This window comes from Denitromonas iodatirespirans (assembly GCF_018524365.1).
Lineage (GTDB): Bacteria > Pseudomonadota > Gammaproteobacteria > Burkholderiales > Rhodocyclaceae > Nitrogeniibacter > Nitrogeniibacter iodatirespirans.
This window is the reverse complement of the sequence record NZ_JAEKFT010000024.1, coordinates 37,320-62,801: the sequence shown is the minus strand read 5'-3', so window position 1 is coordinate 62,801 and position 25,482 is coordinate 37,320. Positions and strand designations below refer to the sequence as shown.

25 protein-coding genes are annotated in these 25,482 nt (G+C 66.0%); 5 read left to right on the top strand and 20 right to left on the bottom strand.

All coding sequences use genetic code 11. The features are described from left to right. Positions 1 to 148: 148 nt before the first annotated feature. The 3 genes from I8J34_RS18200 to nosZ all read right to left on the bottom strand — a co-directional run bounded on the left by I8J34_RS18200 (position 149) and on the right by nosZ (position 3,717). Positions 149 to 862, bottom strand: a complete 714-nt coding sequence (locus I8J34_RS18200; protein WP_214363053.1) for a c-type cytochrome — start codon at positions 860 to 862, stop codon at positions 149 to 151. Between the two features lie 163 nt (positions 863 to 1,025). Next, complete coding sequence (locus tag I8J34_RS18195) at positions 1,026 to 1,337, bottom strand: c-type cytochrome (protein WP_214363052.1); 312 nt, start codon at positions 1,335 to 1,337, stop codon at positions 1,026 to 1,028. Between the two features lie 82 nt (positions 1,338 to 1,419). Next, entirely contained in the window at positions 1,420 to 3,717 is a 2,298-nt protein-coding gene (gene nosZ, locus I8J34_RS18190; RefSeq protein WP_214363051.1) for a Sec-dependent nitrous-oxide reductase, read from the bottom strand. Positions 3,718 to 3,967: 250 nt separating this feature from the next. Between nosZ and I8J34_RS18185 the strand changes: the two genes are divergently transcribed. The 5 genes from I8J34_RS18185 to I8J34_RS18165 all read left to right on the top strand — a co-directional run bounded on the left by I8J34_RS18185 (position 3,968) and on the right by I8J34_RS18165 (position 10,510). After that, positions 3,968 to 4,435: a hypothetical protein gene (locus I8J34_RS18185; protein WP_214363050.1), complete on the top strand. Its 468-nt coding sequence runs from the start codon at positions 3,968 to 3,970 to the stop codon at positions 4,433 to 4,435. 52 nt (positions 4,436 to 4,487) lie between these two features. Beyond that, the gene (locus I8J34_RS18180) at positions 4,488 to 4,961 is read left to right on the top strand and encodes a copper chaperone PCu(A)C (protein WP_214363049.1); all 474 of its coding nucleotides are present in this window, start codon (positions 4,488 to 4,490) and stop codon (positions 4,959 to 4,961) included. Positions 4,962 to 5,123: 162 nt separating this feature from the next. Continuing rightward, positions 5,124 to 7,931: an EAL domain-containing protein gene (locus tag I8J34_RS18175; protein WP_214363048.1), complete on the top strand. Its 2,808-nt coding sequence runs from the start codon at positions 5,124 to 5,126 to the stop codon at positions 7,929 to 7,931. A 150-nt stretch (positions 7,932 to 8,081) separates the two neighbouring features. Further along, positions 8,082 to 9,545, top strand: a complete 1,464-nt coding sequence (locus tag I8J34_RS18170; RefSeq protein ID WP_214363047.1) for a circularly permuted type 2 ATP-grasp protein — start codon at positions 8,082 to 8,084, stop codon at positions 9,543 to 9,545. 2 nt (positions 9,546 to 9,547) lie between these two features. Beyond that, a complete protein-coding gene (locus I8J34_RS18165) occupies positions 9,548 to 10,510 on the top strand; it encodes an alpha-E domain-containing protein (protein ID WP_214363046.1) in 963 nt (320 codons plus the stop codon). A 48-nt stretch (positions 10,511 to 10,558) separates the two neighbouring features. Here I8J34_RS18165 and ccmI read toward each other — a convergent pair whose 3' ends face one another. The 17 genes from ccmI to I8J34_RS18075 all read right to left on the bottom strand — a co-directional run bounded on the left by ccmI (position 10,559) and on the right by I8J34_RS18075 (position 25,482). Continuing rightward, entirely contained in the window at positions 10,559 to 11,788 is a 1,230-nt protein-coding gene (ccmI, locus tag I8J34_RS24965) for a c-type cytochrome biogenesis protein CcmI (RefSeq protein WP_304513494.1), read from the bottom strand. Continuing rightward, positions 11,785 to 12,258: a cytochrome c-type biogenesis protein gene (locus tag I8J34_RS18150; protein ID WP_214363045.1), complete on the bottom strand. Its 474-nt coding sequence runs from the start codon at positions 12,256 to 12,258 to the stop codon at positions 11,785 to 11,787. The genes ccmI and I8J34_RS18150 overlap by 4 nt, the downstream gene beginning before the upstream one ends. 2 nt (positions 12,259 to 12,260) lie before the next feature. Further along, complete coding sequence (locus tag I8J34_RS18145) at positions 12,261 to 12,854, bottom strand: DsbE family thiol:disulfide interchange protein (RefSeq protein ID WP_214363044.1); 594 nt, start codon at positions 12,852 to 12,854, stop codon at positions 12,261 to 12,263. 8 nt (positions 12,855 to 12,862) lie between these two features. Next, positions 12,863 to 14,836: a heme lyase CcmF/NrfE family subunit gene (locus tag I8J34_RS18140; protein WP_214363043.1), complete on the bottom strand. Its 1,974-nt coding sequence runs from the start codon at positions 14,834 to 14,836 to the stop codon at positions 12,863 to 12,865. Continuing rightward, positions 14,833 to 15,279, bottom strand: coding sequence for a cytochrome c maturation protein CcmE (gene ccmE / locus I8J34_RS18135; RefSeq protein WP_214363042.1), 447 nt, complete (start codon positions 15,277 to 15,279; stop codon positions 14,833 to 14,835). Before ccmE ends, I8J34_RS18140 begins: the two co-directional genes overlap by 4 nt. Continuing rightward, positions 15,276 to 15,476 carry a heme exporter protein CcmD gene (gene ccmD, locus I8J34_RS18130; protein ID WP_214363041.1) on the bottom strand — a complete coding sequence of 67 codons (201 nt, stop codon included), beginning with the start codon at positions 15,474 to 15,476 and terminating at the stop codon, positions 15,276 to 15,278. The genes ccmE and ccmD overlap by 4 nt, the downstream gene beginning before the upstream one ends. Then, positions 15,473 to 16,234 (bottom strand): heme ABC transporter permease CcmC, encoded by a 762-nt coding sequence (gene ccmC, locus I8J34_RS18125; protein ID WP_214363040.1) that lies wholly within the window; start codon positions 16,232 to 16,234, stop codon positions 15,473 to 15,475. The genes ccmD and ccmC overlap by 4 nt, the downstream gene beginning before the upstream one ends. 58 nt (positions 16,235 to 16,292) lie before the next feature. Then, entirely contained in the window at positions 16,293 to 16,961 is a 669-nt protein-coding gene (ccmB, locus tag I8J34_RS18120; protein ID WP_214363039.1) for a heme exporter protein CcmB, read from the bottom strand. Then, positions 16,955 to 17,581, bottom strand: a complete 627-nt coding sequence (gene ccmA / locus I8J34_RS18115) for a cytochrome c biogenesis heme-transporting ATPase CcmA (protein WP_214363038.1) — start codon at positions 17,579 to 17,581, stop codon at positions 16,955 to 16,957. Before ccmA ends, ccmB begins: the two co-directional genes overlap by 7 nt. 117 nt (positions 17,582 to 17,698) lie before the next feature. Next, positions 17,699 to 18,340, bottom strand: a complete 642-nt coding sequence (locus I8J34_RS18110; protein ID WP_214363037.1) for a NapC/NirT family cytochrome c — start codon at positions 18,338 to 18,340, stop codon at positions 17,699 to 17,701. Between the two features lie 24 nt (positions 18,341 to 18,364). After that, positions 18,365 to 18,811, bottom strand: coding sequence for a nitrate reductase cytochrome c-type subunit (locus I8J34_RS18105; protein ID WP_214363036.1), 447 nt, complete (start codon positions 18,809 to 18,811; stop codon positions 18,365 to 18,367). Beyond that, positions 18,808 to 19,731: a quinol dehydrogenase ferredoxin subunit NapH gene (gene napH, locus I8J34_RS18100; protein WP_214363035.1), complete on the bottom strand. Its 924-nt coding sequence runs from the start codon at positions 19,729 to 19,731 to the stop codon at positions 18,808 to 18,810. Before napH ends, I8J34_RS18105 begins: the two co-directional genes overlap by 4 nt. Then, positions 19,728 to 20,591: a ferredoxin-type protein NapG gene (gene napG / locus I8J34_RS18095; protein WP_214363034.1), complete on the bottom strand. Its 864-nt coding sequence runs from the start codon at positions 20,589 to 20,591 to the stop codon at positions 19,728 to 19,730. The genes napH and napG overlap by 4 nt, the downstream gene beginning before the upstream one ends. A gap of 73 nt (positions 20,592 to 20,664) precedes the next feature. Further along, positions 20,665 to 23,208: a nitrate reductase catalytic subunit NapA gene (gene napA, locus I8J34_RS18090; RefSeq protein ID WP_214363033.1), complete on the bottom strand. Its 2,544-nt coding sequence runs from the start codon at positions 23,206 to 23,208 to the stop codon at positions 20,665 to 20,667. A gap of 1 nt (position 23,209) precedes the next feature. Further along, a complete protein-coding gene (locus I8J34_RS18085; protein WP_214363032.1) occupies positions 23,210 to 23,470 on the bottom strand; it encodes a chaperone NapD in 261 nt (86 codons plus the stop codon). Beyond that, a complete protein-coding gene (napF, locus tag I8J34_RS18080; RefSeq protein ID WP_214363031.1) occupies positions 23,467 to 23,964 on the bottom strand; it encodes a ferredoxin-type protein NapF in 498 nt (165 codons plus the stop codon). The genes I8J34_RS18085 and napF overlap by 4 nt, the downstream gene beginning before the upstream one ends. A 108-nt stretch (positions 23,965 to 24,072) precedes the next feature. After that, on the bottom strand, positions 24,073 to 25,482 hold the full coding sequence (locus I8J34_RS18075) for an exonuclease domain-containing protein (RefSeq protein ID WP_214363030.1): 1,410 nt from the start codon (positions 25,480 to 25,482) through the stop codon (positions 24,073 to 24,075).

The window sequence follows — 25,482 nt, the reverse complement described above, 5'->3', positions numbered from 1 at the left end:
GTGGTGCCGGCACCATCGAGTCGGTGCGCCCGATCGGGACGGGGTCCGTCCGGGCGCCGTCAGCGCCAATGTTGTCGTCGCGCGGTCATTCGCGCCGCGCTGAGTCCAGCATCGCGCCGGGCTGGCCGCGATGCTGGCGGTGCGACGCTTACTTACACATGCTGCCCGGCATCTTCAGGCTGGCCTGGTAGGCGGAGATCGCCACCAGATCCTTGTCCGAATACTTGGAGATGATCTTCACCATGTCCGGGTTGGCGTTGCGGCGGTGACCGTCGCGGATCTCGGTCATCTGGCGCAGCAGGTAGGCATAGTGCTGGCCGGCGATCACCGGGTAGAACTTTTCCTTGTTGCCCTCGCCGTTGTCGCCATGGCACTCCTTGCACTCTTTCTTGTACAGGGTGCGGCCCTTGGCGATCTGCAGCATCTTGTCGGCTTCGTCGTAGGCGCCGTGATCGGTCGGGATGCACAGGCTCTGGATATAGGCGGACACGTCGGCCAGATCCTGCGCGTCGGTCATGGTCGCGGCGAACGGATACATGGTCGGGTTGTCACGCAGACCGGCGCGGATATCGGCCATCTGCTTGATCAACACCGTGGAGTGCTGGCCAGCCAGCTGCGGGAAGGTACCGTCCGGGCGGCCGGCGCCCGACGGCAGGTGGCAGGCGCCACAGATTTCGTAGACTTCCTTGCCTTTCTTGAGGTCACCCTTGAGCGTCAGGGCTTCGTTCTTTTCGCCGCCCTGGGCGTTCCAGACATAGCCTTCGCCTTCGATACCGGTTTTCTTCGGTGCGGGGCCACCGGCCGCTTGCACCGCGCCGACGGCAAATACAGCCAGCGACGCTGCGATCAAAAACTGTTTCATGACTCTCATCCCTCTGAAGAGAATTAGTAAGCGCTAAAGTACGCGAACATCCGCCGGCGTACGTTGATACCCATCAAAAACGGTTCGCTTCCCTTAAAAAGAGACACCGTGGACCGGCCCGCAGGCCTATGCACGGTGTGATGCGAACAGCCTTGAAACGCGATCAGGGAGCAAGCTTGGAGATGTAGTCCGCCAAGACCTTGATCTGCGCTTCGTCCACCAGGTGCATCACGCCCTTCATGGCAGCGCTCTGGCCGTTGTTGCGCTTGCCGCTCTTGATGTCGAGCATCTGCTGCTCGAGATAGGCGGCGTTCTGGCCGGCGATCTTCGGGTAGTTGGGCATCAGGGTTTTCTTGCCGTCCGGGCCATGGCAGGCCGCACAGGTTTTCTCGGCGTAGAGCTTGGCACCGTCGTTGGCCAGAGCCGGCGTCGCCACCAGGCCGAGCAACGCGGCGAATACAACTGCTTTCTTCATGGGTATTCCCTCTCTCAAATGAAAAACCGGGGAGCAATAGATATCACTCCCCGGTCGGCACCTCATTGGTTCAGGTCAAGAATCACTCGACCTTCTTGGCGCCATGCTGCTCAAGGTAGGTCTTGGCACGCAGACCGAGGTCGGCGGCTTTCACCTGGTACTGCCACACCTGCTCGGCCCAGAGGTTGGCCTGGTCCCAGTCGGCGCCGCGCGCGGCTTCTTCGTGCTTGGCCTTGGCTTCCTTGGTGCGGTTGAGCTGGTCGACCGCGTCTTCCATCATGGCCACCACATCCGGGAAGTCGGTGTAGTTGACGCTGGTGATGTAGCCCACGACCTGGTCGATGACGGCCTGGGTGTCAGCCACTTTCTTCAGCGTCTTCTTGTAGTCCTCTTCCGTATAGCCCGCGCCCGACAGCGAGGCGTCCTTCTCCGGCTTCCAGCCCTTCGGCTTGACCAGCAGGTAGCCTTGCATTTCGAGGTGCAGCGCCGAGCAGAACTCGGTGCAGTAGTACGGATACACGCCTTCCTTGTCGGCGGTGAACTTGACGGTGACCGTCTTGCCCGGCTCGACCGACGCATGCACGTTGAAGGTCGAGACGGTGAAGCCGTGGGTCTCGTCCTGGGCACGCTCGAGGTTGGTCAGGTGGATGGTGACTTCATCGCCCTTCTCGACTTCGATGGTTTCCGGCGTGATGTGCGAACGGATCAGCGTACCGAACACTTCGACCTTGTTGCCGTTGCGGACCGTCTTTTCCTGACCGGCCTTGACGGCGCCCGGATGCGGCTTGTCGGTGCGGCTGTCGGTGCCGACCTTGTAGCGCACGGCGGGCTTGAGCTTGTCGGCCTTGATCCCCACCACATAGTGCGGCTCACCCAGCGGCAGCGGCATGTCGTAGAGCAGCTGCATCTTGTCGTTGCTGATGTCGATGAGCTGGTGGTTCTGCGGATGCAGCGGGCCGACCGGGTTGAAGCGGTCGATGGACAGCTTGTTGAGCGCCACCAGGTACTTGCCCTGCGGGGCCATGGTGTCGCCTTCCATGGTCATCAGGTGACCGATGTTGTAGTGCACGCTCAGCTTGTCGAGCACCTTGCCTTCGCAGTAGTTCCACTTGGCGACCTGCGAATCCACGTACAGCGAGGTGTAGGCCACGCAGCTCTTGGCGTCGTACTGGGTGTGCAGGGGGCCGAGGCCGAGTTCGACTTGGGTGTGCAGCGCATCCTTCATGGCGATCACGGGGATGCCGTACGGATCCTTCGATTCGAACTTGCCGGCCTTGATGGCAGCCTGGATCTTCTCGAAGCTGTACACCGACACGTGCGTGTCGAGCTTGCCGGAGACGACCATGAACTTGCCGTCAGGCGTCACGTCGACACCGTGCGGGCTCTTGGGCTCGGGCACCAGGAAGAGCACACCTTCCTTGACCGCCACGTCGATCGGCAGCACGTTGTGGCCGTTGATCTTGGTGGCTTTGCCGGCCTTGACCAGCTCGGCGGCCTTCTTCCAGTTCATCACGTGCAGGTAGTCGGTGTCCTTGGCGGAGCAACCGGCTTCGTACGGCGGGCGACCCTTCTCGATACCGCCCACATAACGCTCGGAGCAGAAGGAGTTGGTGAAGGCCCAGCCTTCCGACGGGCCTTTACCCGCGTCCGACAGATCCTGCGAATACGGCGGCAGTTCGAAGGAGAAGGACTCGTTCGGCACCAGGCGACCTTCGTGACGGTCGAACTTCCAGTACGTCACGCCACCGCGGTACTTGCTGTTGAACGAGGTCAGCGGCTCGAATTTCTGGTTGGCCAGCGGTGCGGCATACTGCGCCGCTTCGATCACGTACTCGGTGTTGGGCGTGACGAAGGCGCCGCCGTGCTCGGACTTGTAGATCGGGTTGACCACGATCTGCTTGGTCTCGAAGTCACGCAGGTCGATCACCGCCAGGCGCGGGTTGGCCTTGTCGTTGATGAACAGGAACTGGCCGTCGTACTGGCCCTGCGTCTCGGAAATGGCCGGGTGGTGCGTATCGCCCCAGTTGATTTCCTTGCCGTCGATGTTGCCCTGGCGCAGCACGGCTTTCGAGTTCTCGTCGAAGCCGTAGCCCTGCCACGGTTCCGGCGTGAACACCGCGATGTACTTGAGGATGCGCATGGACGGGATGCCATACACAATGATCTGGCCCGACTGACCGCCCGAGCTGAAGGCGAGGAACTCATCGCGCTTGCCGGTCGGCACATAGGTTTTGGCGGCCGCCAAAAGGTCTTGCTGGGACAGCCCGCGGCGTTTCATGACGTCCTGCAGCGATTCGGCGGAAAATGCCGAGGTGCTCGCTGCCAGACCGAAACCAGCCGCAAGCGCCAGTCCGACCGCCTGCTTGATACGGGTCTTCATCTTGTTCTCTCCCTGAACGAAAGTTCGGATACGGGTACCAACCCGGAAATCGTCGCCGCGATGGACGCTGCGATAATTTGTCGCACATGGTGCTCGCATCAGGTTTTACTAACGTTGATGTGAGTCAAGTTATGCGACGAAGTGACGCACGTACCCTTGAAGCCCGCGCCAACATTGGCATTCGCACAAACACCCGCCGTTCTGCGGCACCTTTTCCATGACCGAAAACCTGCGCTCCCTGATACCCAGATTGGCTAGCCTGGCCGGCGTGCTGGCCCTGCTGGCGGCGGCGCTGTATGGCTGGTACGCACGCAACGCAACACCCACCGACGTATGGCTGCCGCGCGCCACCTGCGACCTGAACGCCGGCGCCTGCCGCCAGACCCTGCCCAACGGCGCCTCGGTGGTGTTCGCGATCACGCCGCACCCGATCCCCTCGATGGAAGACCTGACCCTGAGCGCAGCTTTCTCGGCGGCGACGCCCGAGCGGGTCGACGTCGATCTGAACGGCACCACCATGAAGATGGCGGCCAACCAGCCGCGCCTGCTGCCGGTCGGCAACAACCGCTTCGAGGGTCAGACCGCCCTGTCGGTATGTGTGACCGGCGCCATGCAGTGGCAAGCGGTGCTGAGCGCCGAGTTCGGCGGCACCCGCTACAATCTGCCTTTCGTGTTCGATGCGGCCCACGCCGCGCTCACCGATGCCGACCGGCCCTAGCCGGACACGCCCGGGCCAACGCACACCGCAGCGCCCAGAACGAGACCCCGCCATGCGCCAGATCCCCGCCCTTCGCCACCTCGCCACCCTGTGGATGGCCGCCCTGCCGCTCCTGGCCGGCGCCGCCGGCATGGCCGACAGCATTGCCGTGGAAGACGCGCATGTGCGCCAGATGCCCGCCGCCGCGCCCAACAGCGCGGCCTTTCTGACGCTCATCAATACCTCGACCACCCCGATTCGCGTCACCGGCGTCGGCAGCCCGGTGGCCGCCACGGTGGAGCTGCATGACCACATCCAAGACGGCGAGATCCTGCGCATGCGCCGCATCGACGGCATCGACATCCCGGCCGGCGCCCGGGTGGCGCTCGCCCCCGGGGGCAAGCACGTGATGCTGATCGGGCTCAAACAGCCCCTCCAGGCAGGCACCACGGTCGACTTCCGCCTGCAGTTCGCCGACGGCAGCAGCGCCGCCTTCAGCGCGCCGGTCACCCCGATCCGCCCGGCAACGCCCACCGCCCGACACTGAGCCTCGCAACCCACCGGCCGGGAGACGCATCGACCGTCCCTCCCTCGCCGCCGGAGAACGCGCTACCATGAAAACCGTCATGGTGGCGCCTGTGGCTATGCCTTCGCCATCGCACACGATCGCGACCCGATCGCCCGACGCGCTGCGCCTTCGAGGGCCTGGATGATTCGTTGCTGCCTGTTCCTGCTGGCTTGCCTCGCCCTGCCCGCATACCCTGCGCAGGCAGCGCCGCTTGACGCCGACAGCGCCACGCCGCGGGTGCTCGGCATCTTCTTCGGGCAGCGCGACCCCCCCTACGAGATCCTCCTCGAACGCGGCCTGCGCGAAGGTTTCGACGGCCACGACAAAGCACCGCGCATCGCCCTCGACACCGTCTATCTCGACATGCAGCCCGGCTATGACCCGGCCCGCGCGCGGCTCATCGCCCAGACGCTGAAGCTCAAGTACGGCGACAGCCCCCCCTTCGACCTGCTCATCCTGTCGGGCGCGACGAGCGTCCGCTTCCAGCAGGAGGTCGGCCGCTGGCTTGGCCGCGGGCCGGTGGTGCAGGTCGAAGGCATTTTCGTGGATCAGCCGATCCCGACCGACGGGAACGGCCGGATCACCCTGCGCAATGCACGGGCCATCGCGGAAACCGCCCGGGATGCGCTGGCGATCCTGCCCGACAGTCAGGCTCTGTGGGTGATCGGCGGCAGCGCGCGGGACGACGCCGCCGTCATGGCGGCGGCACGCACACAGCTGGTCCCCCTGGCCCAGCATATCGACGTGCGCTTCATCGAGGTCGGCGCACTCGACGCCCTGCTGTCGGACGTGCGCCACGCGCCCGACAACACGCTGCTGCTGTACCTGCGGGTATCGCGCGACGGCGCGGGCCGGCCGGTGATGCCGGTCGATGTGGCCGCCCGCATCGGCCGCGAGGCCAACGCGCCGATGTTCTGCATCTACGAGATCATGCTGTTGCGCAGCGATTGCGTCGGCGGCAACGTCTCGGCCGGCCCGCACACCGGCATGGCGGTCGCCACCACGGCCCGACGCCTGCTGGCAGGCGACGCCCCGCTCCCCGCGGTCCAGATGCTGCCCACCCGCCCGCGCTACAACTGGCCGCAGCTGGAGCGCTGGCAGGTCGCGCGCAGCACGCTGCCTGCCCATGCCGAGCTGATCGACTACACGCCGTCGCTGTACGAGCGCCACCGCCCCCAGGTGCTCGGCGGCATTCTCATCCTGGCGGTGCTCGCCCTCGCCTTGCTGGGCATGCTGTGGGCGCTGTCGCTGTACCGAAAGCAGCGCGACACGGTGTCGGAACTGGAGCGGCGCTGGCATCTGGCGCTGGAGAGCGCCGGCCAGGGCGTGTGGGATCTGGACATGCGCAGCGGCGAAGCCTTCTATGCCGACGGCTGGCTGGCCATGCTCGGCCTCGACCAGGTGCCGAACGACCCGCGGGTGCGCGACGAACGGATTCATCCCGGCGACCGCGCCGAGGTGGCCCAGCGCCTGCAGCAACATCTGGGCGGCGAACTCGACCACTTCGAGAGCGAGCATCGCATGCTCCGCCACGACGGCCACGTCATCTGGGTACGCGAACGCGGTCAGGTGGTGCGCCGCGATGCCCGCGGCCAGGCGCTGCGCTTCATCGCCAGCATGCAGGACATCACCGACCAGCACACGGCACAAGACCATATCCGCCACCTGGCCACCCATGACAGCCTCACCGGCCTGCCCAACCGCACCCTGCTGACCGACCGTCTCGAGAACGCGATCGGGCGTGCGCGGCGTGCGGGCACCCGGGTGGCGGTGATCTTTCTCGACCTCGACCATTTCAAGACGATCAACGACACCCTCGGCCATCCGGTCGGCGACCTGCTGCTGATCGCCGTGGCCGGCCGGCTCATGCCGCACCTGCGCGAAACGGACACCATCTGCCGGCAGGGCGGCGACGAGTTCGTGATCCTCCTGCCCGATCTCCATGCCCCGGGGGATGCCGCCCAGGTGTGCGAGAAGCTGCAACGCGAGCTGGACGAGCCGGTCAACCTCGACGGGCGCGACCTGCGCATTTCGGTGTCGATGGGCGTGGCCTTGTTCCCCGAAGACGGCGACAGCGCCGACCGGCTGCTGCAAAAGGCCGACGTGGCGCTGTACCAGGTCAAGAACGACGGCCGCGGCGACTACCGCTTTTTCTCGCCCGACATGAACCGCGAGCTCGAAGACCAGTTCGCCCTCGAGAGTCAGCTCGGCGCCGCCCTGCGCGACGGGCGCATCCGCATGTGGTTCCAGCCGCAGTTCGACCTGAGCAGCGGCGCCCTGGTCGGCGCCGAGGCCTTGGCGCGCTGGATCGAGACCGACGGCCGGATGATCCCGCCCGACACCTTCATCCCGGTGGTCGAGAAGTTCGGCCATGTCCACCGCCTTGGCGAACTGGCGCTGCGCAGCGCCTGCCAGCATGCCGTGCGCTGGGCCGAGGCCGGCGGCCGGCCGGTGCCGGTCGCGGTCAATCTCTCCTCGGTGCAGTTTCGCCGCCCCGGGCTGACCGAGCTGGTGCGCACCGTCCTCAGCGACACCGGCCTACCGCCGGCGCACCTGATCCTCGAAATCACCGAGTCGGTGCTGATGGAAGACAACATCACCGCCCGCGAGACCCTGGCCGGGCTGGCCGGGCTCGGCGTGGGGCTGTCGGTGGACGATTTCGGCACCGGCTATTCGAGCCTGGCCTACCTCAAGCGCTTCCCGGTCAACCATCTGAAGATCGACCGGGCCTTCGTCATGGACCTGGGGTGCGACCCCGACAGCGACGTCCTGGTGCGCACCATCGTTCAGCTCGGCCACAACCTGAACCTCCAGGTAATCGCCGAGGGCGTCGAGAACGAGGTGCAGGCCGACCGGCTACGCGAGTATGGTTGCGATATCGGCCAAGGTTATCTGTATCACCCCGCGATGGCGCCGGAACACTTCTTGCAACTGCTGCATCGAGGCTGACGCCACATCGACGCACCTCGCCGGCCCGATCACCGGCCGGGCGGCCCGCCCGGCCCGATGACGAGGCCGGCAAGGGAACCGATAGCTCGATCGAACGCACCAAACAGGTGCATCCGGAGTCATCCGGATGCCCAGCCCGAGGGAGAAGCCATGCCGCAAATCGACTGGAACAACTATGCCTGCGAAGGCCTCTACGACGAATTGCTGTCCGGTGCGGGGCGACCGCGACCCGCCGCCGAAGCCCTATGCCAGTACCTCAGTTCGCTCGACGCCAAGGAAGTGCGCGACCTGAAGGCGGCGGCCGAGGTGGCCATCCAGATCATGGGCATCACCTTTACCGTCTATTCCGACGGCGACATGATCGATCGCGCCTGGCCTTTCGACATCGTGCCGCGCATCATCCCCAGCCATGAGTGGGCACAGGTCGAAGCCGGGCTCAAGCAGCGGGTCAAGGCGCTCAACCTGTTCATCGACGATCTGTACAACGAGCAGCGCATCATCAAGGACGGCGTGTTCCCCGCCGAGCTGCTCGAGCAATCGGTCAATTTCCGCCAGCAATGCGTCGGCATCCACCCGCCGGGCGGCATCTGGGCGCATATCTGTGGCTCCGACCTGGTGCGCGACAAGGACGGCACCATCTATGTGCTCGAAGACAACCTGCGCATCCCCTCCGGCGTCTCCTACATGCTGGAGAACCGCAACGTCACCAAGCGCGTCATGCCCGAGCTGTTCCAGACCGGGCGCATCCTGCCGGTGGACGACTACCCGGCCCAGCTCTACGACATGCTCGCCGCCATGTCGCCGCGCCAGATCGCCGAGCCCAACATCGTCGTGCTCACCCCCGGCATCTACAATTCGGCCTACTACGAGCACGCCTTCCTGGCCCAGCAGATGGGCGTCGACCTGGTCGAAGGTTCCGACCTCATCGTCGGCAGCGATGATTGCGTCTACATGCGCACCATCGATGGCCTGATGCATGTGGACGTGATCTACCGCCGGGTGGACGATCTGTTCATCGACCCCGAAGTCTTCAACCCGGAATCCGCGCTCGGCATCCCCGGCGTCATGCGTGCCTGGCGCCAGGGCAATGTGGCGCTGTGCAACGCCCCCGGCGCCGGTGTGGCCGACGACAAGGTGGTGTATGCCTACGTGCCGGAGATCATCCGCTACTACCTCGACGCCGAGCCGATCCTGCCCAACGTGCCCAGCTACCTGTGCATGCGCGACGACGATCGCAAGTACGTGCTGGCCAACCTCGACAAGCTGGTGGTCAAGCCGGCCAACGAGTCCGGCGGCTACGGCATGCTGGTCGGCCCGCATGCCACGCCCGAGGAGCGCGCCAAGTTCGCCGAACTGATCGAGGCCAATCCGCGCAACTACATGGCCCAGCCGACGCTGAGCCTGTCCGTCACCCCCACCCTGACCGACGAGGCCGTCGAGCCGCGCCATGTGGATCTGCGCCCCTTTATCCTGTCCTCCGGCGCCGACACCTATGTCACCACCGGCGGCCTGACCCGGGTTGCCCTGGTCAAGGGCTCGCTGGTGGTCAACTCCTCGCAAGGCGGCGGCAGCAAGGACACCTGGATCGTCGACACCACCGGACAAGGGAGCTGATCATGCTGTCACGCGTTGCCGAAAACCTCTACTGGATGGCGCGCTACCTGGAGCGCGCCGAAGACACCGCGCGCCTGGTGCGGGTCAGCCGCCACCTGATGCTCGACTTCCCGGGCACCGCCACGCTCGGCTGGTCCTCGCTGATCTCGATCAGCGGCGCCGACGAAATCTACAATCGCTACTACACCGACCGCGACGCGGCCAGCGTGCTGACCTTCCTGTGCGCCGACCGCCGCTATGCCGGCTCGATTCTCGGCGCCCTGGCCGCGGCCCGCGAAAACCTGCGCACCACGCGCGAAGTCATGCCGCGCGAGGTGTGGGAAGAAGTGAACCGGCTGTTCCTCGAATGCAGCGAGATCTTCAGCGGCACCATAGACCTGCGCCGGCTCGACGACTTCCTGCGCGTGGTGATCCGCGGCTCGCAGGCGCTCACCGGCATGCTCGACGGCAGCCTGAGCGACACCCCGGCGCGCACCTTCTGTGCCGTCGGCGGCTACCTCGAGCGCGCCGACATGATTTCGCGCATTCTCGACGTGCGCTCGGCCAACCTGCTGCCGCGCACGCCGGGCGACCTGACGCCCTTCGAAAACCTGCAGTGGATGAGCGTGCTCAAGTCGCTGTCGGCCTACCAGATGTATCGCCAGCAGGTGCGCCTGCGGGTGCGCGGGCCCGACGTGGTGCGCTTCATCCTGCTCGATCCGCGCTTCCCGCGTGCGCTGCAGCGCTGCCTGAGCAACCTGCACCGCAAGCTGTACACCCTGCCGCGCAGCGCCCTCGCCTGCCAGCGCGTCACCGAGCTCAAAGGCTTGCTGGCGACCGAGGATGCCGCCTTGCTGGCCGAGTCCCCCGACCGCTTGCATGCCTTCATGGACGAGCTGCAGCTGGGCTTCATCCGGGTGCACGAAGCGATCCAGAGCACCTGGTTCGCCGGGGTCGACAGCCCGGCCCCGGTACTGGCCAACTGAACGAAAAACCCCGGGAGGCCCCCGGGGTTTTTCGTGTCGTGCCGCGGCTCAGGACGGCCGTTCGGTGTCGACCAGGAGCTTGAGCCCGGCCGCGTCGGGCGGCACGGCCTGCACGCCGCTCTCCAGATCGCCCGGCCGGGCGCCGGCATTGCCGCTCTTCGAAATGCGCACGCCGACTTCCACCTTGGCCGGAATCGGCCGGTCGCCGGCCATCGACGGCACGCCGGCGAAGTCGAACTGCAGCGGCAGCTCGGCCACCGTCTTGCGCAGGATGGCGAAGGGCATGCCGCCGCCTTCCGGCCGCACATAGATGAAGACCACATCCTCCGGCGCCGCCTTGTCGGCCATCGCCGGCGCCAATGCCACCGTCCCGGTCAGCCCAATGCCGGCGCCCGCGGGCGCCGCCGGCGCGTCGGCCATCGGCGCCATGCCGGCACGCTGGCGCGCCTCGGCGATGCCCTGGCGGATCGACACGGCCAGTTCGTTGTCGGCCGGCAGCTGCGGCAAGATGCGCTCCCACTGGGCGGCCGCCCGGGCATAGTCCTCGGCCTGGAAGGCCGCGCTGCCCGACAGGGCGAGGGCCTTGATGTTGTCCGGATCGAGGGCCAGCGCCTTGTCGATCAAGCGCGCCGGTTCGCCGGCCAGCGAGCGGTTGTTGGCCGCGGCCAGCGCATCGGCCCAGTCGGCGTACACCTGCGGCTCGTCCGGCATGCGCTTGGCGAGCTCGGCAAACGCCTCGGCCGCTTCGTTGAAGCGCCCCATCGCGTTGTAGGAGCGCGCCAGCATGAACCAGCCTTCGGGGTTGTCGGGGTTCTCCTTGAGCCGCTGGGCCAGGGTCGCCACCATCTCCTCGACCTGGGCCTGGGTCACCTGATGGCTGTCGGGGCCGCCCGCCAGGGTCGGGTCCAGCCCTTCGGGCGTGCCGATTTCGATGTAGATGTAAGCCGCCAGCACCGGCAACAGGAGCAAGGTGGCGATCCCCCAGGCGCGCGCCGGTTTTGCGCTGAGCGTGCCCGACCGGGTTTCGCCCTCTTCCAGCGCGCGGCGCTCGAGCTCTTCGCGGGTACGCTGGTAGTCGGCCTGGGACATGTCGCCGGCGGCGACATCGGCATCGAGCTCGGCCAGCTGCTCGCGCAGCACCGACAAGGCGGTTTTGGCCTGCAGTGTGTTGGCGTCGTCGTTCGACGGCGCGTTCGACGCACTGCGGAACAGCGGCACCGCGACCATCAACAGGGCGCCCACCACGAGCAGCGCGGCAAATACGATGAAGCTACTCATGCCTGTGTTCCGTCGTTGTCGTTTTCTTCGAGCAAGGCGCGCGCCCGTGCGCGCTGCGCCTCATCCAGTGCGGGCGCGCTTTCCTTGTTGCGCCGCGCCAGGCGAATCATCAGCACGCCGATGCCGACCACCGCCAGCACGATGGGGCCGAGCCACAGCAGCAGGGTGCTGGCGCGCATGGGCGGCTCGTAGAGCACGAAATCGCCGTAGCGCGCCACCATGTAGTCGGCGATCTCGTCTTCGCTCCGCCCCGCGCTCAGTTGCTCGCGCACCTGGCCGCGCAGGTCCACCGCCAGGTCGGCGTCGGATTCGGCGATCGACTGGTTCTGGCACACCAGGCAGCGCAGCTTGTGGGACAGCGCCATGACACGCTCTTCGAGCACCGGATCGGCCGCCACCGGCGCCGCCGTGTCGGCATGGCCGGCGAGGGCGAACAGCGTCAGCCCGCAGGCCAATAGAAAACGTCGCATGATCAGGATTCCGCCTTGAGGGCGGCCACTTTGGGCAGGATGGTGTCGCGCAGGGCGTCGGGGGTGATCGGGCCGATGTGCTTGTAGCGGATCACGCCCTGCTTGTCGATGAGGAAGGTCTCCGGCACGCCATAGACGCCGAAGTCGATGCCGACACGGCCGTTGATGTCGAGGATGCTCACATCGTAGGGGTCGCCATGGCTCTGCAACCAGCCGCGCGCACGCTCGATGGCCATCGGCAGCTCGTTCTGCTCGGGCACCTTGCGCATGTCGATCGTGCCGTCGCCGCGCACTTCCTTGTAGTTGAGACCTACGATCGGCACTTCCTTGCGCTTGGAAAGCGCCACCAGCACCGGATGCTCCTGCCGGCAGGCCACGCACCACGAGGCCCACACGTTGAGCAGCCACACCTGGCCCTTCATGTCGCTCAGGCCGAGGGTCTGTTCGGGCGTGTCGAGCCGCGCCAGGGTGAAGTCCGGCGCGGGCTTGTCGATCAGCGGCGAGGGCACCTCACGCGGATTGAGGCTCAAGCCGAATCCGAGGAAGCCGACCAGCAGCAGGAACAGGAACAGGGGAACGAGAAACTTGGCTTTCATGGGACTCTTCAGGCAGTTTGATGCGCGCCGGCATCCGGCGCAGTACGAGCCGCCAGCCGGCGATAGCGCCGGTCGGCCGCGGCCAGACCGCCACCAAAGGCCATCAACAGACAGCCGAACCAGATCCAGCTGATGAAGGGCTTGAGATAGAGCCGCACGATCCAGGTCGTGTCGTCGATCTGCTCACCCATCGAGGCGTAGATGTCGCCGAACAGGCCGATGTCCAGCGAGGCCTCGGTCATCGGCATCTGGCGGGCGAGGTAGATGCGTTTCTCGGGCGTCAGCTCGGCCACCGGCTTGCCCGCACGCGTCACGCTCAATACCCCCTCGGCAGCCGCGTAGTTCGGGCCGGGCGCGTCGTTGATGGCGGTCAGTTCGAAGTCGTAGCCGCCCAGGGTGGCGGTATCGCCGACCCGCATTTTCACGTCGAGGTTGGTCTGCGTGCCATTGACCATGGCCACCCCGATGATGAAGATGCCGATCCCCACATGGGCCAGCCACATGCCCCACCAGGCGCGGGTGATGCCGCGCAGCCGGGCACCGGTGGCCGCACCCGGCCGCTCGCGCAGGCGCTCGACCAGCAACACGGCATTGACGATCAGCACCCAGGCGGCCAGCGTCATGCCGACGATCATGCGCCAGCTCATCGTACCGGCCAGCCAGGCGCCGGCCACGCCGAGCGCGATGCTGCCGGCCAGCCACGGCGCGAGCTTGACGGCGATGGCGCCGAGGTCGTGCCCCTTCCAGCGCAGCAGCGGGCCGAGCGCCATCAACAGCACGACCGGCACCATCAGGGGCAGGAACACCGATTCGAAGTAGGGCGGGCCGACCGAGATCTTGCCCAGGCCCAGCGCATCGAGGAACAGCGGATAGAGCGTGCCGAGCAGCACCGAGGTGGCCACCACCGAGAGCAGCAGGTTGTTGGCCAGCAGCACCGACTCGCGCGACACCAGCGAGAACTTGCCGCCGCCGGCGAGCTTGGGCGCGCGCCAGGCGAAGAGCATCAGCGACACGCCGATCACCAGCACCAGCAGACCGAGAATGTAGAGGCCGCGACGCGGATCGGTGGCGAAGGCGTGCACCGAGGTGAGCACGCCGGAGCGCACCAGGAAGGTACCGAGCAGCGACAGCGAGAAGGCGGCAATCGCCAGCAACACCGTCCAGCTGCGGAAGGCGCCGCGCTTTTCGGTCACCGCCAGCGAGTGGATCAGCGCGGTGCCGACCAGCCAGGGCATGAAGGAGGCGTTTTCGACCGGATCCCAGAACCACCAGCCGCCCCAGCCCAGCTCGTAATAGGCCCAGCCCGAGCCGACCGCAATGCCGAGCGTCAGGAACACCCAGGCCACGCTGGTCCAGGGGCGCGACCAGCGCGCCCAGGCGGCGTCGAGCCGGCCGGAAATCAGCGCTGCGATGGCGAAGGCGAAGGCCACCGAGAAGCCCACGTAGCCCATGTACAAGAGCGGCGGGTGAATGATCATGCCCGGGTCTTGCAGCAGCGGGTTCAGATCCTGCCCTTCGGCCACCGCCGGCAGCAGCCGGGTGAAGGGGTTGGAGGTGAACAGGATGAAGGAGGTGAAGCCGCCGCTGACCAGACCGAGCACGCCGAGCACGCGGGCGACGAAGATGTCGGGCAGCGTGCGCGAGAACACCGCCACGGCCAGCGTCCAACCGGAGAGGATCAGCCCCCACAGCAAGAGCGAGCCTTCGTGGCTGCCCCACACCCCGGTGATCCGGTAGTAGACCGGCAGCTTGGTGTTGGAATGCTGGGCGACATACTCGACCGAAAAGTCGTTGGCCACGAAGGCCCAGGTCAAACAGGCGAAGGCCAGTGCCATGAAGGCGAATTGGGCCAGCGCGGCCGGCCGGGCCACGGCGATCAAGGGGGTGCGGTACTGGTGCGCACCGATCAGCGGCACGACGCCCTGCAGCAGCGCGACGAGGAAGGCGAGAATGAGGGCGAAATGGCCGAGCTCGGGAATCATTGGGCCACCGTCGCTGCCGTCTTGTGGGCTTGGTCGATGGCGTCCTGGGCTTCGGGCGGCATGTAGTTTTCGTCGTGCTTGGCGAGCACTTCGGTGGCGGCGAACTGGCCGTCGGGGCCCAGCGCGCCCTGCACCACGGCGCCCTTGCCTTCCTTGAACAGGTCGGGCAGCGGCCCTTTGTAGGAGACCGGGATCGATTTGGCGGTATCGGTGATGGAGAAGCGCACGGTGATGCCGTCGGCGTCGCGCTTGATCGAACCGTCCTCGACCATGCCGCCGATGCGGAAGGTGCGCCCGGAGGGCGCCTTGCCGTCGGCCACTTCGGTGGGCGTGTGGAAGAACACCAGGTTCTGCTGGAAGGCAGACAGCACCAGGGCTACGGCACCGCCCAGCAGCGCCACGCCGGCGAGGATCAGGATCAGACGTTTCTGTCTGGCTTTCATTGATGAATCTCCTTGCGCCTGGCGCTGGCCTTCATGGCCTGACGCAGACGCTGCAACCGATGAACCACCTGCTTCCGACGGCGCAATACCAGTACAAGTTCCAGCGCGATCAGCGCAAAGGTGACGCCATACGAGCCCCACACGAAGAAGGCCGCGCCGCCCATGGACCAGAAGTCCGACCAGGATTGCCAGATCATGCCCGTGCCTCCGACGTTTCGAGCACGTCGCCGACCCATTCGGTATGGCGCTCGCGCTCCAGGATCAGCGGCCGGACACGCCACAACACCACGGCGATGGTGTAGGCCCACGCGGCCAGCGCCATCACCAGCATGGCCATCAACATGGTGGTGGCCATGCTCGGCGCCTTGGTCAGGCTGACCGAGGCGCCCTGGTGCAGGGTGTTCCACCATTTGACCGAGAAATAGATGATCGGCACATTGATCGCGCCGACCAGCGCCAGGATCGCGCCGGCCTTGTCGGCACGACGCGGGTCTTCGATGGCGCGGGTCAGGGCCATGAAGCCGAAATACAGGAACAGCAGCAGCAGCTGCGAGGTCAGCCGCGCGTCCCACACCCAGTAGGCGCCCCAGGTCGGCCGCCCCCACAGGGCGCCGGTCCAGAGCGCCACGAAACAGAACATCGCCCCGGTGGGCGCCAGCGCCTGCGCCATCATCGCCGACAGGCGGGTGTTGAAGACGATGCCGACCGCCGACCAGAAGGCCATGATCAAATAGACGAACATCGACATCCAGGCCGCCGGCACATGGATGAAGATGACCCGATAGACCTCGCCCTGCACCGCATCGGTCGGCGCGACGAAAAAGCCCAGATACAGGCCGATCAGCGTGAACACCACTGCGGCCGCCGCGAACCAGGGCGCCAGGCGCCCCGCCAGCGGATAGAACTGCTGCGGTGCGGCATAGCGAAAGAGACTGAAGCGTTGTCCGGTTTCCATGGCCTTGCAAGGTCGATAGCAGCGGCCACCAAATGTAACCGCTTGTTTTTTCGGGGCCCTACTCTACCGCAATTCTCAGCGCCGCCGCACTCGCCCACGGCGCCAGTGCCAGCGCCGCCAACGAACCGCCGCCGAGCAGCATCAGGTGCGCCGCAGCCCCGGTGCCGGCGAGGTCGGCATCGACCGCGCCCGCCCCGAAAATCAGGATCGGCACGAACAGCGGCAACACCAGCAGCGCCAGCAACATGCCACCGCCGCGCAAGCCCAGGGTCAGCGCCGCCCCGACCCCGCCAAGCAAGGACAGGATCGGCGTACCGAGCAGCAAGGATAGGACCAGCACCATGGTGGCGCTTTGCGTCATGTCAAACAGCAACGCGAGCGCCGGTGCCGCGACGATCAGGGGCACGGCGGTGGTCAGCCAGTGCGCCAGCACCTTGGCCAGCACCCACAGCACCGGCGGCTCCGGCGACAGCAGCAGTTGCTCGAGCACGCCGTCGGTGTGGTCCTGCGCGAACAGGCGGTGCAGCGACAACAGGGTCGCCAGCAGCGCCGCCACCCACAGCACGCCGGGGGCGATGGTGCGCAGCAAATTGGGCTCGGCGCCGACGCCGAAGGGGAACAGACAGGCGACGATGGTGAAGAAGGCCAGCGTCACCAGCACGTCGGCGCGGTTGCGCCAGGCCAGCAGCAGGTCGCGGCGCAGCACCTCCAGGAAGACACTCAGCATGCCGACTCCGCCAGATCGAAGGTGCGCATCGGGGTGGCGAAAGGCACGTCCTGGTGGGTGGTCATCACCACCATGCCGCCATGGGCGCAATGGGCATCGAGCCAGTCGGCCAGATCGCGCACGGCGGCCACGTCCAGAGCGGTGAAGGGTTCGTCGAGCACCCACAGGGGCACGTTCTCGGACAAATACAGCCGCGCCAGGCCGACCCGGCGGCGCTGCCCCTGCGACAGGACCTTGGCCGGCAGGTCGCGCTGCGGACCGAGACCGATGCGCTCGAGCGCCAACTCGCAGCGGCCGGCATCCACACCCAGGCCGTGACAGGCCGCGGCGAAGCGCAGGTTTTCGAGGGGTGTCAGCAAATCGTTGAGCGCCGCGGCATGGCCCAGGTACAGCGCTTCGCGGTGAAAGCGTTCGCGGGTGCGCTCGAGCCGCTGGCCCTTCCAGCTCACCTGCCCATGCTCGGGCTGCGCCAGGCCACACAGCAGACGCAGCAGACTGGTCTTGCCGACCCCGTTGGGGCCCGCAATACGAACCAGCTCACCGGCCTGGACGGTCAGCGCCACATCGGCAAACAACATGCGATCGCCGCGCAGGCAGGCGAGTTCGGTCACTTCCAGCATGGGCGCGATTTCATCACATTGCAGCGCAAAAGGATATGTGCAAAATCAAATCGATGCGTCGAAAAAAAGGGCCGCTTGCGCGGCCCTTCGCCCGATTCGTTGCTTGTGCCGACGGCGTCAGTTCTGAGTGCCGGCCGGCTTTTCTTCCGCCGGATGGAACACGTCCGGCGCGGCACCGCCCTTGTCGGCGCCGATGTCCTGCTCGACGGCCGGCAACTGGTGGGCAATGCCCTTGTGGCAGTCGATGCAGGTCTTGCCTTCGGCGAAACCGTCCTGGTGCATGCGGGTGGAGCGACGGCCCTGGATCGAGTAGTCGAAGTACTCGAAGTTGTGGCAGTTGCGGCACTCGCGCGAGTCGGTCGCCTTCATCCGACGCCATTCGTTCTCGGCCAGCTGCAGGCGCTTGGCGTCGAACTTCTCGGGGGTGTCGACCGTACCGAGGAAGTGATGCCACAGCTCCTTGGAGGCCTGGATCTTGCGGATGATCTTGTGCGTCCAGTCCTTCGGCACATGGCAGTCGGGACAGGTCGCACGCACGCCGCTACGGTTCGAGTAGTGAATGGTGTTGCGGTATTCCTTGTAGACGTTCTCTTCCATCTCGTGGCAGGAGATGCAGAACGCCTCGCGGTTGGTCCATTCCATGGCGGTGTTGAAGCCGCCCCAGAACAGAATGCCCGCCACGAACACCAGCAGCACCAGCCCGAGCCCGGCTCCGCGCAGGCGCCCCAGGAGGCCGCCCTTTTTATTGTCGTAGCTCATCATCTAGCTCCCTTGTTGCGGTGTTCAGCGCAAGCCTTCGGCTTTCTTGAACGTGTTGTCGACCAGGGCCGGCGCGTCGGTCTGCGGCACATGGCACTGATTGCAGAAGTAGCGCCGCGGCGAGATGTTCGACAATTCCTTGCCGTCACGATCCTTGAAGTGCGTCAGGCTGACCTTGGTCGCCCCGGTCTCGCGGTAGCGGGTCCAGGAGTGACAGTCCATGCACTTGTTGAAGTTGGTCGTGACCGTGTAGCCGTCGATCTTGTGCGGAATCAACGGCGGTTGCTGGACATAGTCGCGCGGAATCGGCGCCTGGTCCTTCTTGACGACATATCCGCCGGTCGGCAACTCGGGCGCCGCAACATCCCGCCCCCGCAGCGACTGGACTTCGTCCGCCTGAACGCCCAGAGAAATGCCCAGGCTCACGGTTGCCAACAAGGCGACTACAAGATTACGGGTCTTGTTTTTCATGACTCGCTCCTATCGAATCGGGTGGTCAATCTGAATACATCCTTGCTGCAAACGTCAATGCAACGCCCACAGCTGGTACAGTCTTGGTCAAGAATCAATGGGTGGTCCTGCGCCACCGCCTTCAATGCCGGCCGGATCACCTGCGGTTCCGGGCAGACGGCAAAACAGTCCATGCAATCGTTGCACTCGGCACGCTTGTCCGCCGTGACGCGGATCAACGCCGTCTTGTTCAGCACGCCGTAAAACGCCCCCACCGGACACACATGTCCGCACCAGCCGCGGCTGGCGAGCAGCAGGTCATAGACGAACACGCCGAGCACGATGCCCCAGGACAGGCCGAAGCCGAAGATCAACCCGCGATGCAGCATCGAGACCGGATTGACCCATTCCCAGGCCAGGCTGCCGGTCAGCGCCGAGGCCGCCAGCATCAGGCCGAGCAGCCAGTAGCGGGTGTATTCGCTCGGCACCTTGCCGCCCTTGATGCCCAGCCGACGCCGCAGCCAGGCGGCGGCATCGGTCACCAGGTTCACCGGACACACCCACGAACAGAACAGGCGGCCGCCGAACAGCAGATAGAAGGCGGCGACGATGCCGGCACCGAGCACGGCTTCCTTGTACGGCCACTGGCCGGCGGCCACCGACTGCAGCAGCAGGTAGGGATCGGTCAGCGGCAACACGCCGAGCGTCAGGCTCGACGACAGATTGCCTTTGACGATCCACAGCCCGAACCACGGCCCGAGCAGGAACAGCGCGAGGATCCCCAGCTGACTGGCGCGGCGCAGCAGCAACCACTTGTGCGCCCGCCACCAACCTTTTTCCTGCACCGCTTCGGCCCCCGGGCGGGCCATCACGCCCGCACGGGCGGCGCCTTTCACCGAGGTCGCGGGCACGGCGGTATGCGTCTGGCTGACGGTACTCATGGCTTCCACCCCGAATCGATCCCGGCAGGCCGGGACGGCTCGGCCGACGGCGGCACGTATCCGGGCGCCACGCGAGTGTCGCCGTACTTGCGATCTTCCAGCCCGCGCATCGGCAACTGCTGCTGCTCGCCGATCAGCGAGCCGCCCGCGGCCTCTTTCTCGACCCAGCCCTTGCGATAGTGCTCGGCCGCCTTGCCCTGGGCCAGCGCGTACGGCAGGACCTTGATCGCCGCTTCGGGCAACACGCACGAATGCTCGCACTTGCCACAGCCGGTACAGGCGTCCGAATGCACCGTCGGCAGCAGCATGGCGTGCCGGTCGGAGCGCGGGTTGTGCACCAGCTCCAGCGTGATGGCCTTGTCGATGACCGGGCACACGCGATAGCACACGTCGCAGCGCAGGCCGAGGAAGTTGAGGCAGGTTTCCTGGTCGATGAGCACCGCCAGCCCCATGCGCGCCTTGCCGATGTCGGTCAGCTCGCGATCGAGCGCACCGGTCGGACAGGCCTTCACGCAGGGGATGTCTTCGCACATCTCGCAGGGCACCTTGCGCCCTTCGAAATACGGCGTGCCGGTGGCCACGTTGTCCCCCAGCTCGGAGAGCTTCAGGGTATCGAACGGGCAGTCCCGCACACACAGGCCACAGCGCACACAGGCAGCCAGGAATTCCGGCTCCGGCAAGGCGCCGGGCGGCCGGATCGCGCTCGCCGGGCGGGCCGAGGCTTCCGTGCCATACAGCCCCACCCCCAGTGCCAGCATGCAGGCGCCGCCCGCCGCGCCGGCCATTTCCTTGAGGAAACGGCGGCGCGCCTGGCCAGACTTGCCATCAGCGGAGGGGCGGGTGTTTTTTTGCGTACTCATGATGTGTGGCGACGCGGCGGGGCGTGTGGCTGCCCCGCGTGTGTCGCACTTACTCACTTTGCGTGTGACACCATCAGGCCTTGGTGACCTTGACGGCACACTTCTTGAAGTCCGTCTCTTTCGAGATCGGGCAGGTCGCATCGAGCGTCAGCTTGTTCACCAGGCGGCCTTCGTCGAAGAACGGCACGAAGATCAGGCCGACCGGCGGCTTGTTGCGCCCACGGGTCTCCAGCTGGGCGACCATGTCGCCCCGGCGTGAGGTCACCTTCACCTGCATGCCGCGCTGCAGACCGCGCCGCGCCGCGTCGTCCGGATGCATGAAGACCTGCGCCTCGGGCACCGAACGGTGCAGCTCGGGCACGCGGCGGGTCATCGAGCCGGTGTGCCAGTGCTCCAGCACCCGGCCGGTGCACAACCACATGTCGTATTCGGCATCCGGCATCTCGGGCGGATTCTCGTAGGGCAGCGCGAAGACCACGGCGCGCTTGTCCTTGTGGCCGTAGAACTGCACGTCGGTGCCCTTCTCGACATACGGATCGTAGCCCTCGCGGAAGCGCCACAGCGTCTCCTTGCCGTCGACCACCGGCCAGCGCAGGCCGCGCGCCTTGTGATAGGCATCGAAGTCGGCCAGATCGTGACCATGGCCACGGCCGAAGGCAGCGTACTCTTCGAACAGACCCTTCTGGAGGTAGTAGCCCAATTCCTTGGACTCGTCGTTCATGTAGCCCTTCCAGGCGTGATCGTTGGCCTTGGCGATGTCCGACATCGGGTACTTGTCGACCTGACCGTTGGCGTAGAGCACCTCGTACAGGGTCTTGCCCTTGTACTCCGGCTTCTTGGCGATCAACTCGGCCGGCCACACTTCCTCGACCTTGAAGCGCTTGGAGAACTCGACGTACTGCCACAGGTCGGACTTGGCCTCGCCCGGGGGGGCGACCTGCTGGCGCCAGAACTGGGTGCGGCGCTCGGCGTTGCCGTAGGCGCCTTCCTTCTCGGTCCACATCGCGGTCGGCAGGATCAGATCGGCCGACAGCGCGGAGACGGTCGGGTAGCAGTCCGACACCACCACGAAGGCCTTGTCATTGCGCCAGCCCGGGTAGATCTCGTCGTTGATGTTCGGACCGGCCTGCATGTTGTTGGTGGTCGAGGTCCAGTAGCAGCTGATCTTGCCGTCCTTGAGCATGCGGCTCTGGAGCACGGCATGGAAGCCGATCTTACCGTTGAGCAGGCCCTCGGGCAGCTTCCAGATCTTCTCGGAGGTGGCGCGGTGGGCCGGGTTCATGACCACCAGGTCGGCCGGCAGGCGGTGGGCAAAGGTGCCCACTTCGCGCGCCGTGCCGCAGGCGGACGGCTGGCCGGTGAGCGAGAACGGCCCCGACCCCGGCGTGGAGATCTTGCCGGTCAGCAGGTGGATGTTGTAGATCATGTTGTTCGCCCAGGTCCCGCGGGTGTGCTGGTTGAACCCCATGGTCCAGAACGACACGATCTTCTTGCTCGGATCGGCATACAGCTGAGCGAGCTTTTCGAGGCGCTCGGCCGGTACGCCGGACAGCTTGGCGGTCTTCTCCAGGGTGTACTCGGACACGAAGGCCGCATACTCCTCGAAGGTGATCGGATCGGCACCGCCGACCTTGTCGGCATTCTTGGCCGCCTTCTCGCGCGGATCGGTCGGACGCAGGCCGTAGCCGATGTCGTCCTTGCCTTTCTTGAAGTTGACGTGCTTCTTCACGAACTCCAGATTCACCGCCTTGTTCTGGATGATGTAGTTCGCAACATAGTTGAGAATCGCCAGGTCGGTCTGCGGCGTGAAGATCATGCCGTTGTCCGACAACTCGAAGGAGCGGTGCTCGAAGGTCGACAGCACATGCACCTCGCAGCCCTTGTGGGTCAGGCGCCGGTCGGTCAGGCGCGACCACAGGATCGGGTGCATCTCGGCCATGTTCGAACCCCACAGCACGAAGGCGTCGGCGTTCTCGATGTCGTCATAGCAGCCCATCGGCTCGTCGATGCCGAAGGTGCGGATGAAACCGGCCACAGCCGAGGCCATGCAGTGGCGCGCGTTCGGGTCGATGTTGTTGGAACGGAAGCCGGCCTTCCACAGCTTGGCGGCGGCATAGCCTTCCCACACCGTCCACTGGCCGGAGCCGAACATGCCGATGCTGGACATGAGCTGGTCGGCCGGCTTGCCGGCGTTGGTCTTCATGTCGCTGGCCAGCGCGGCCTTCCATTTCTCGGCCATGATGTCGAAGGCCTGATCCCACGAGATCGGCGTGAATTCGCCGTTCTTGTCGAACTTGCCGTTCTTCATGCGCAGCAGCGGCTTGGTGAGGCGGTCCTCGCCATACATGATCTTGGACAGGAAGTAGCCCTTGATGCAGTTCAGGCCCCGGTTGACCGGTGCATCCGGGTCACCCTGGGTGGCCACCACGCGTCCCTTCTGCACGCCGACCAGCACCGAACAGCCGGTGCCGCAAAAGCGACAGGCCGCCTTGTCCCAACGCACATCGGTCGCTGTCGCGTCGGCCGCCTGTACCGTCACAGGCAGGCTGATCCCCGCTGTTGCCGCAGCCGCCGCAACGGCATTGGCCTTGATGAAACCACGTCGATCCATAGTCATTTCACGCCTCCTGTTCCTGCAATTCGAGACCTTCATCGGTATATTCATAAGCCATCGTCACCCCGAGCACGTGCTTGTTCAGGTTGACCGCCAGAATGGAATCCATCGTCGAGTAGCCTTCGCCATCCTCCACGGTCACGATCAAGCGACCCTGATCGGGCGACCCGCCATGTACCTCGACACCGGGAATTTCCAGGAGCGCCTCGGTCAGCGCCCGGACGTGTTCGGGGGCGACCCGAACCACAAGACTTGCGATTTTCATTGTTGACCCTCCATCGGGTTGCTGACGGCAATGGCGCCGACCGGACACGGCGCCACGCAGGCGCCACAGCCAGTGCATATCCCCTCGTTCATTTCCGGCCGCGAGATGCCGCCCAGGGCGGGCCGGAAACGGATTGCGCCGGCTTCGCAGTTTTCACCGCAGATCCGGCATTCCACGCCCTTGCGGGCCACACACGCGTCGCCCAGACGCGCCTTCATCGTCCAGGCCGGGGCATCCGCTTCACGCCGAAGGGCACCGGTCTCGCAGGCCGTGACGCAGTCACCGCAGAAGGTGCATTCGCCACGCGAAAAATCGATCGTCGGGTAACCACCGTCGCCCACGCGCACCACCCCGGTCGGACAGGCCGTAACACACGCATCGCAACGCGAACACCGATCGAGGAAAGCGGCTTCGGCCAACGCCCAGGGGGGGCGGGACTCGGCAGTGACAGAGCGGAAACGGCCGCGGAGAAATCCGCGACGGGCGACATCCATGACGGGGAAAAATCCCTAGAAACCGTGTGGGTTCTTATTGGACACCCGTCACGACCGGTCAGACTTGATTGCGATCAAACTTGGGCGATTGATCGGTCGGGACCGAATCTAGGTCAATCTTTCGGTGACCGCCTGGCGATGCGCCGGCGCATCGAACCAGCGCAACAGCACACGGTAGATGTCGAGATCGAAGGCGTAGGTCGCCCCGGCCAGCGCCTTGCGCGCGGCCGTCTCGGTCTCTTCGGTGGCCAGATAACACCACGCGTCGAGCACATGCCAGGCGGCGAGCCCGGTGGCCGGATCCTGTTCGTGCACCAGCACCGGCCCCGACCAGGGCCAGGGCTTGAGCCCCTTGCCGGCAAGCGCGCCGGCCAGGCGCTGGTCGTGCGCGGCGGGGGTCTCCTTGCCGGCACACACCCCGGCGCAACGCTTCATCTGATGGGCCATGCAGGCGCCGCTGCGGCCGCTCTCCAGACCCAGCCGGCGCGGGCACAGCCGATACAGATAGGCCAGCTCGCGCAGCAGGTTGTCCGCCTCCTTGCGGGTGCGAAAGGCGCCGTGCACATCCGCCCAGGCGCGCGGATCGCCGCCGGACAAGGGGACACGTTCGAGCACCGCGCCCTTGCGCTTGTTGCTCGGCAACAGGCGCAGGCCGAAGACCTCCTCGTTCTTGCGCAACTGCCGGTTGTGCAGCGGCGCGTCATGCTTGACCAGACAGGCTTCGAGCAGCAGGGCCCCGAGCTCGCCGGCAGTCTGCTCCCATTCGACACGCCGCACCTGGCGCACCAAATCGGCCGCCTTGCCGCTCAGGCGCGTGGCGCCGAAATGCGACATCACCCGGGTGCGCATGCGCTTGCTCTTGCCGATGTAGAGCGGCAGGTCGTTTTCGCCGAAGAAGAAATACACGCCCGGGCTGTCGGGCATGCCTTCGAGTACGCCATCGGGCAGCCCGGGTGGGCGCGACGGGGCCTTCATGGCCCGCTCGACCGCGCGCGCCAGGGTGTCGGCCGGGAAAGCGTCGCGGACCTGGTCGAGGAACTGGCACAGCGCCTCGACATCGCCCATCGCCCGGTGGCGTGCCGAGCAGCGCAGGCTGTGGCGCTCGATCAGGGCGTCCAGGCCGTGGCGGTGATGTTGCGGGTAAAGAGCGCGCGAGAGCTTGACGGTGCACAGCACCGCGGCGTCGAAGGGTTTGTCGAGTTCGGCGAAGGCAGACTTGAGGAAGCCGAAATCGAAGCGCGCGTTGTGCGCCACGAACACTGCATCGTCGAGCAGCGCCAGCACGGTGTCGGCCAGCGCGTCGAAGGGCGGTGCGTCGGCCACCATGGCATCGGTGATGCCGGTGAAGGTCTGAATCGTCGCCGGGATCGGCCGCCCGGGCCGGACCAGACTGCTCCAGCGCTCGACCTCGCGGCCGTCTTCGAGCAGAACGATGGCGATCTCGGTGATCCGGTCGCGCAGCGGGTGGGCCCCGGTGGTTTCCAGATCGACGACCGCCAGGCGGTGCGGCAGGGTCAA

What these genes read in the sequence shown, in the direction of transcription:
- I8J34_RS18170 (WP_214363047.1), top strand. Translation starts at nt 8,082, where the DNA reads ATGCCGCAAATCGACTGGAACAACTATGCCTGCGAAGGCCTCTACGAC.
- I8J34_RS18180 (WP_214363049.1), top strand. Translation starts at nt 4,488, where the DNA reads ATGCGCCAGATCCCCGCCCTTCGCCACCTCGCCACCCTGTGGATGGCC.
- ccmB (WP_214363039.1), bottom strand. Translation starts at nt 16,961, where the DNA reads ATGCTGAGTGTCTTCCTGGAGGTGCTGCGCCGCGACCTGCTGCTGGCC.
- I8J34_RS18195 (WP_214363052.1), bottom strand. Translation starts at nt 1,337, where the DNA reads ATGAAGAAAGCAGTTGTATTCGCCGCGTTGCTCGGCCTGGTGGCGACG.
- napF (WP_214363031.1), bottom strand. Translation starts at nt 23,964, where the DNA reads ATGGATGTCGCCCGTCGCGGATTTCTCCGCGGCCGTTTCCGCTCTGTC.
- ccmD (WP_214363041.1), bottom strand. Translation starts at nt 15,476, where the DNA reads ATGATCTGGCAATCCTGGTCGGACTTCTGGTCCATGGGCGGCGCGGCC.
- nosZ (WP_214363051.1), bottom strand. Translation starts at nt 3,717, where the DNA reads ATGAAGACCCGTATCAAGCAGGCGGTCGGACTGGCGCTTGCGGCTGGT.
- I8J34_RS18085 (WP_214363032.1), bottom strand. Translation starts at nt 23,470, where the DNA reads ATGAAAATCGCAAGTCTTGTGGTTCGGGTCGCCCCCGAACACGTCCGG.
- ccmI (WP_304513494.1), bottom strand. Translation starts at nt 11,788, where the DNA reads ATGAGTAGCTTCATCGTATTTGCCGCGCTGCTCGTGGTGGGCGCCCTG.
- napH (WP_214363035.1), bottom strand. Translation starts at nt 19,731, where the DNA reads ATGAGTACCGTCAGCCAGACGCATACCGCCGTGCCCGCGACCTCGGTG.
- I8J34_RS18200 (WP_214363053.1), bottom strand. Translation starts at nt 862, where the DNA reads ATGAAACAGTTTTTGATCGCAGCGTCGCTGGCTGTATTTGCCGTCGGC.
- ccmA (WP_214363038.1), bottom strand. Translation starts at nt 17,581, where the DNA reads ATGCTGGAAGTGACCGAACTCGCCTGCCTGCGCGGCGATCGCATGTTG.
- I8J34_RS18140 (WP_214363043.1), bottom strand. Translation starts at nt 14,836, where the DNA reads ATGATTCCCGAGCTCGGCCATTTCGCCCTCATTCTCGCCTTCCTCGTC.
- I8J34_RS18145 (WP_214363044.1), bottom strand. Translation starts at nt 12,854, where the DNA reads ATGAAAGCCAAGTTTCTCGTTCCCCTGTTCCTGTTCCTGCTGCTGGTC.
- napA (WP_214363033.1), bottom strand. Translation starts at nt 23,208, where the DNA reads ATGACTATGGATCGACGTGGTTTCATCAAGGCCAATGCCGTTGCGGCG.
- I8J34_RS18175 (WP_214363048.1), top strand. Translation starts at nt 5,124, where the DNA reads ATGATTCGTTGCTGCCTGTTCCTGCTGGCTTGCCTCGCCCTGCCCGCA.
- napG (WP_214363034.1), bottom strand. Translation starts at nt 20,591, where the DNA reads ATGAGTACGCAAAAAAACACCCGCCCCTCCGCTGATGGCAAGTCTGGC.
- I8J34_RS18105 (WP_214363036.1), bottom strand. Translation starts at nt 18,811, where the DNA reads ATGAAAAACAAGACCCGTAATCTTGTAGTCGCCTTGTTGGCAACCGTG.
- I8J34_RS18110 (WP_214363037.1), bottom strand. Translation starts at nt 18,340, where the DNA reads ATGAGCTACGACAATAAAAAGGGCGGCCTCCTGGGGCGCCTGCGCGGA.
- ccmC (WP_214363040.1), bottom strand. Translation starts at nt 16,234, where the DNA reads ATGGAAACCGGACAACGCTTCAGTCTCTTTCGCTATGCCGCACCGCAG.
- ccmE (WP_214363042.1), bottom strand. Translation starts at nt 15,279, where the DNA reads ATGAAAGCCAGACAGAAACGTCTGATCCTGATCCTCGCCGGCGTGGCG.
- I8J34_RS18165 (WP_214363046.1), top strand. Translation starts at nt 9,548, where the DNA reads ATGCTGTCACGCGTTGCCGAAAACCTCTACTGGATGGCGCGCTACCTG.
- I8J34_RS18150 (WP_214363045.1), bottom strand. Translation starts at nt 12,258, where the DNA reads ATGCGACGTTTTCTATTGGCCTGCGGGCTGACGCTGTTCGCCCTCGCC.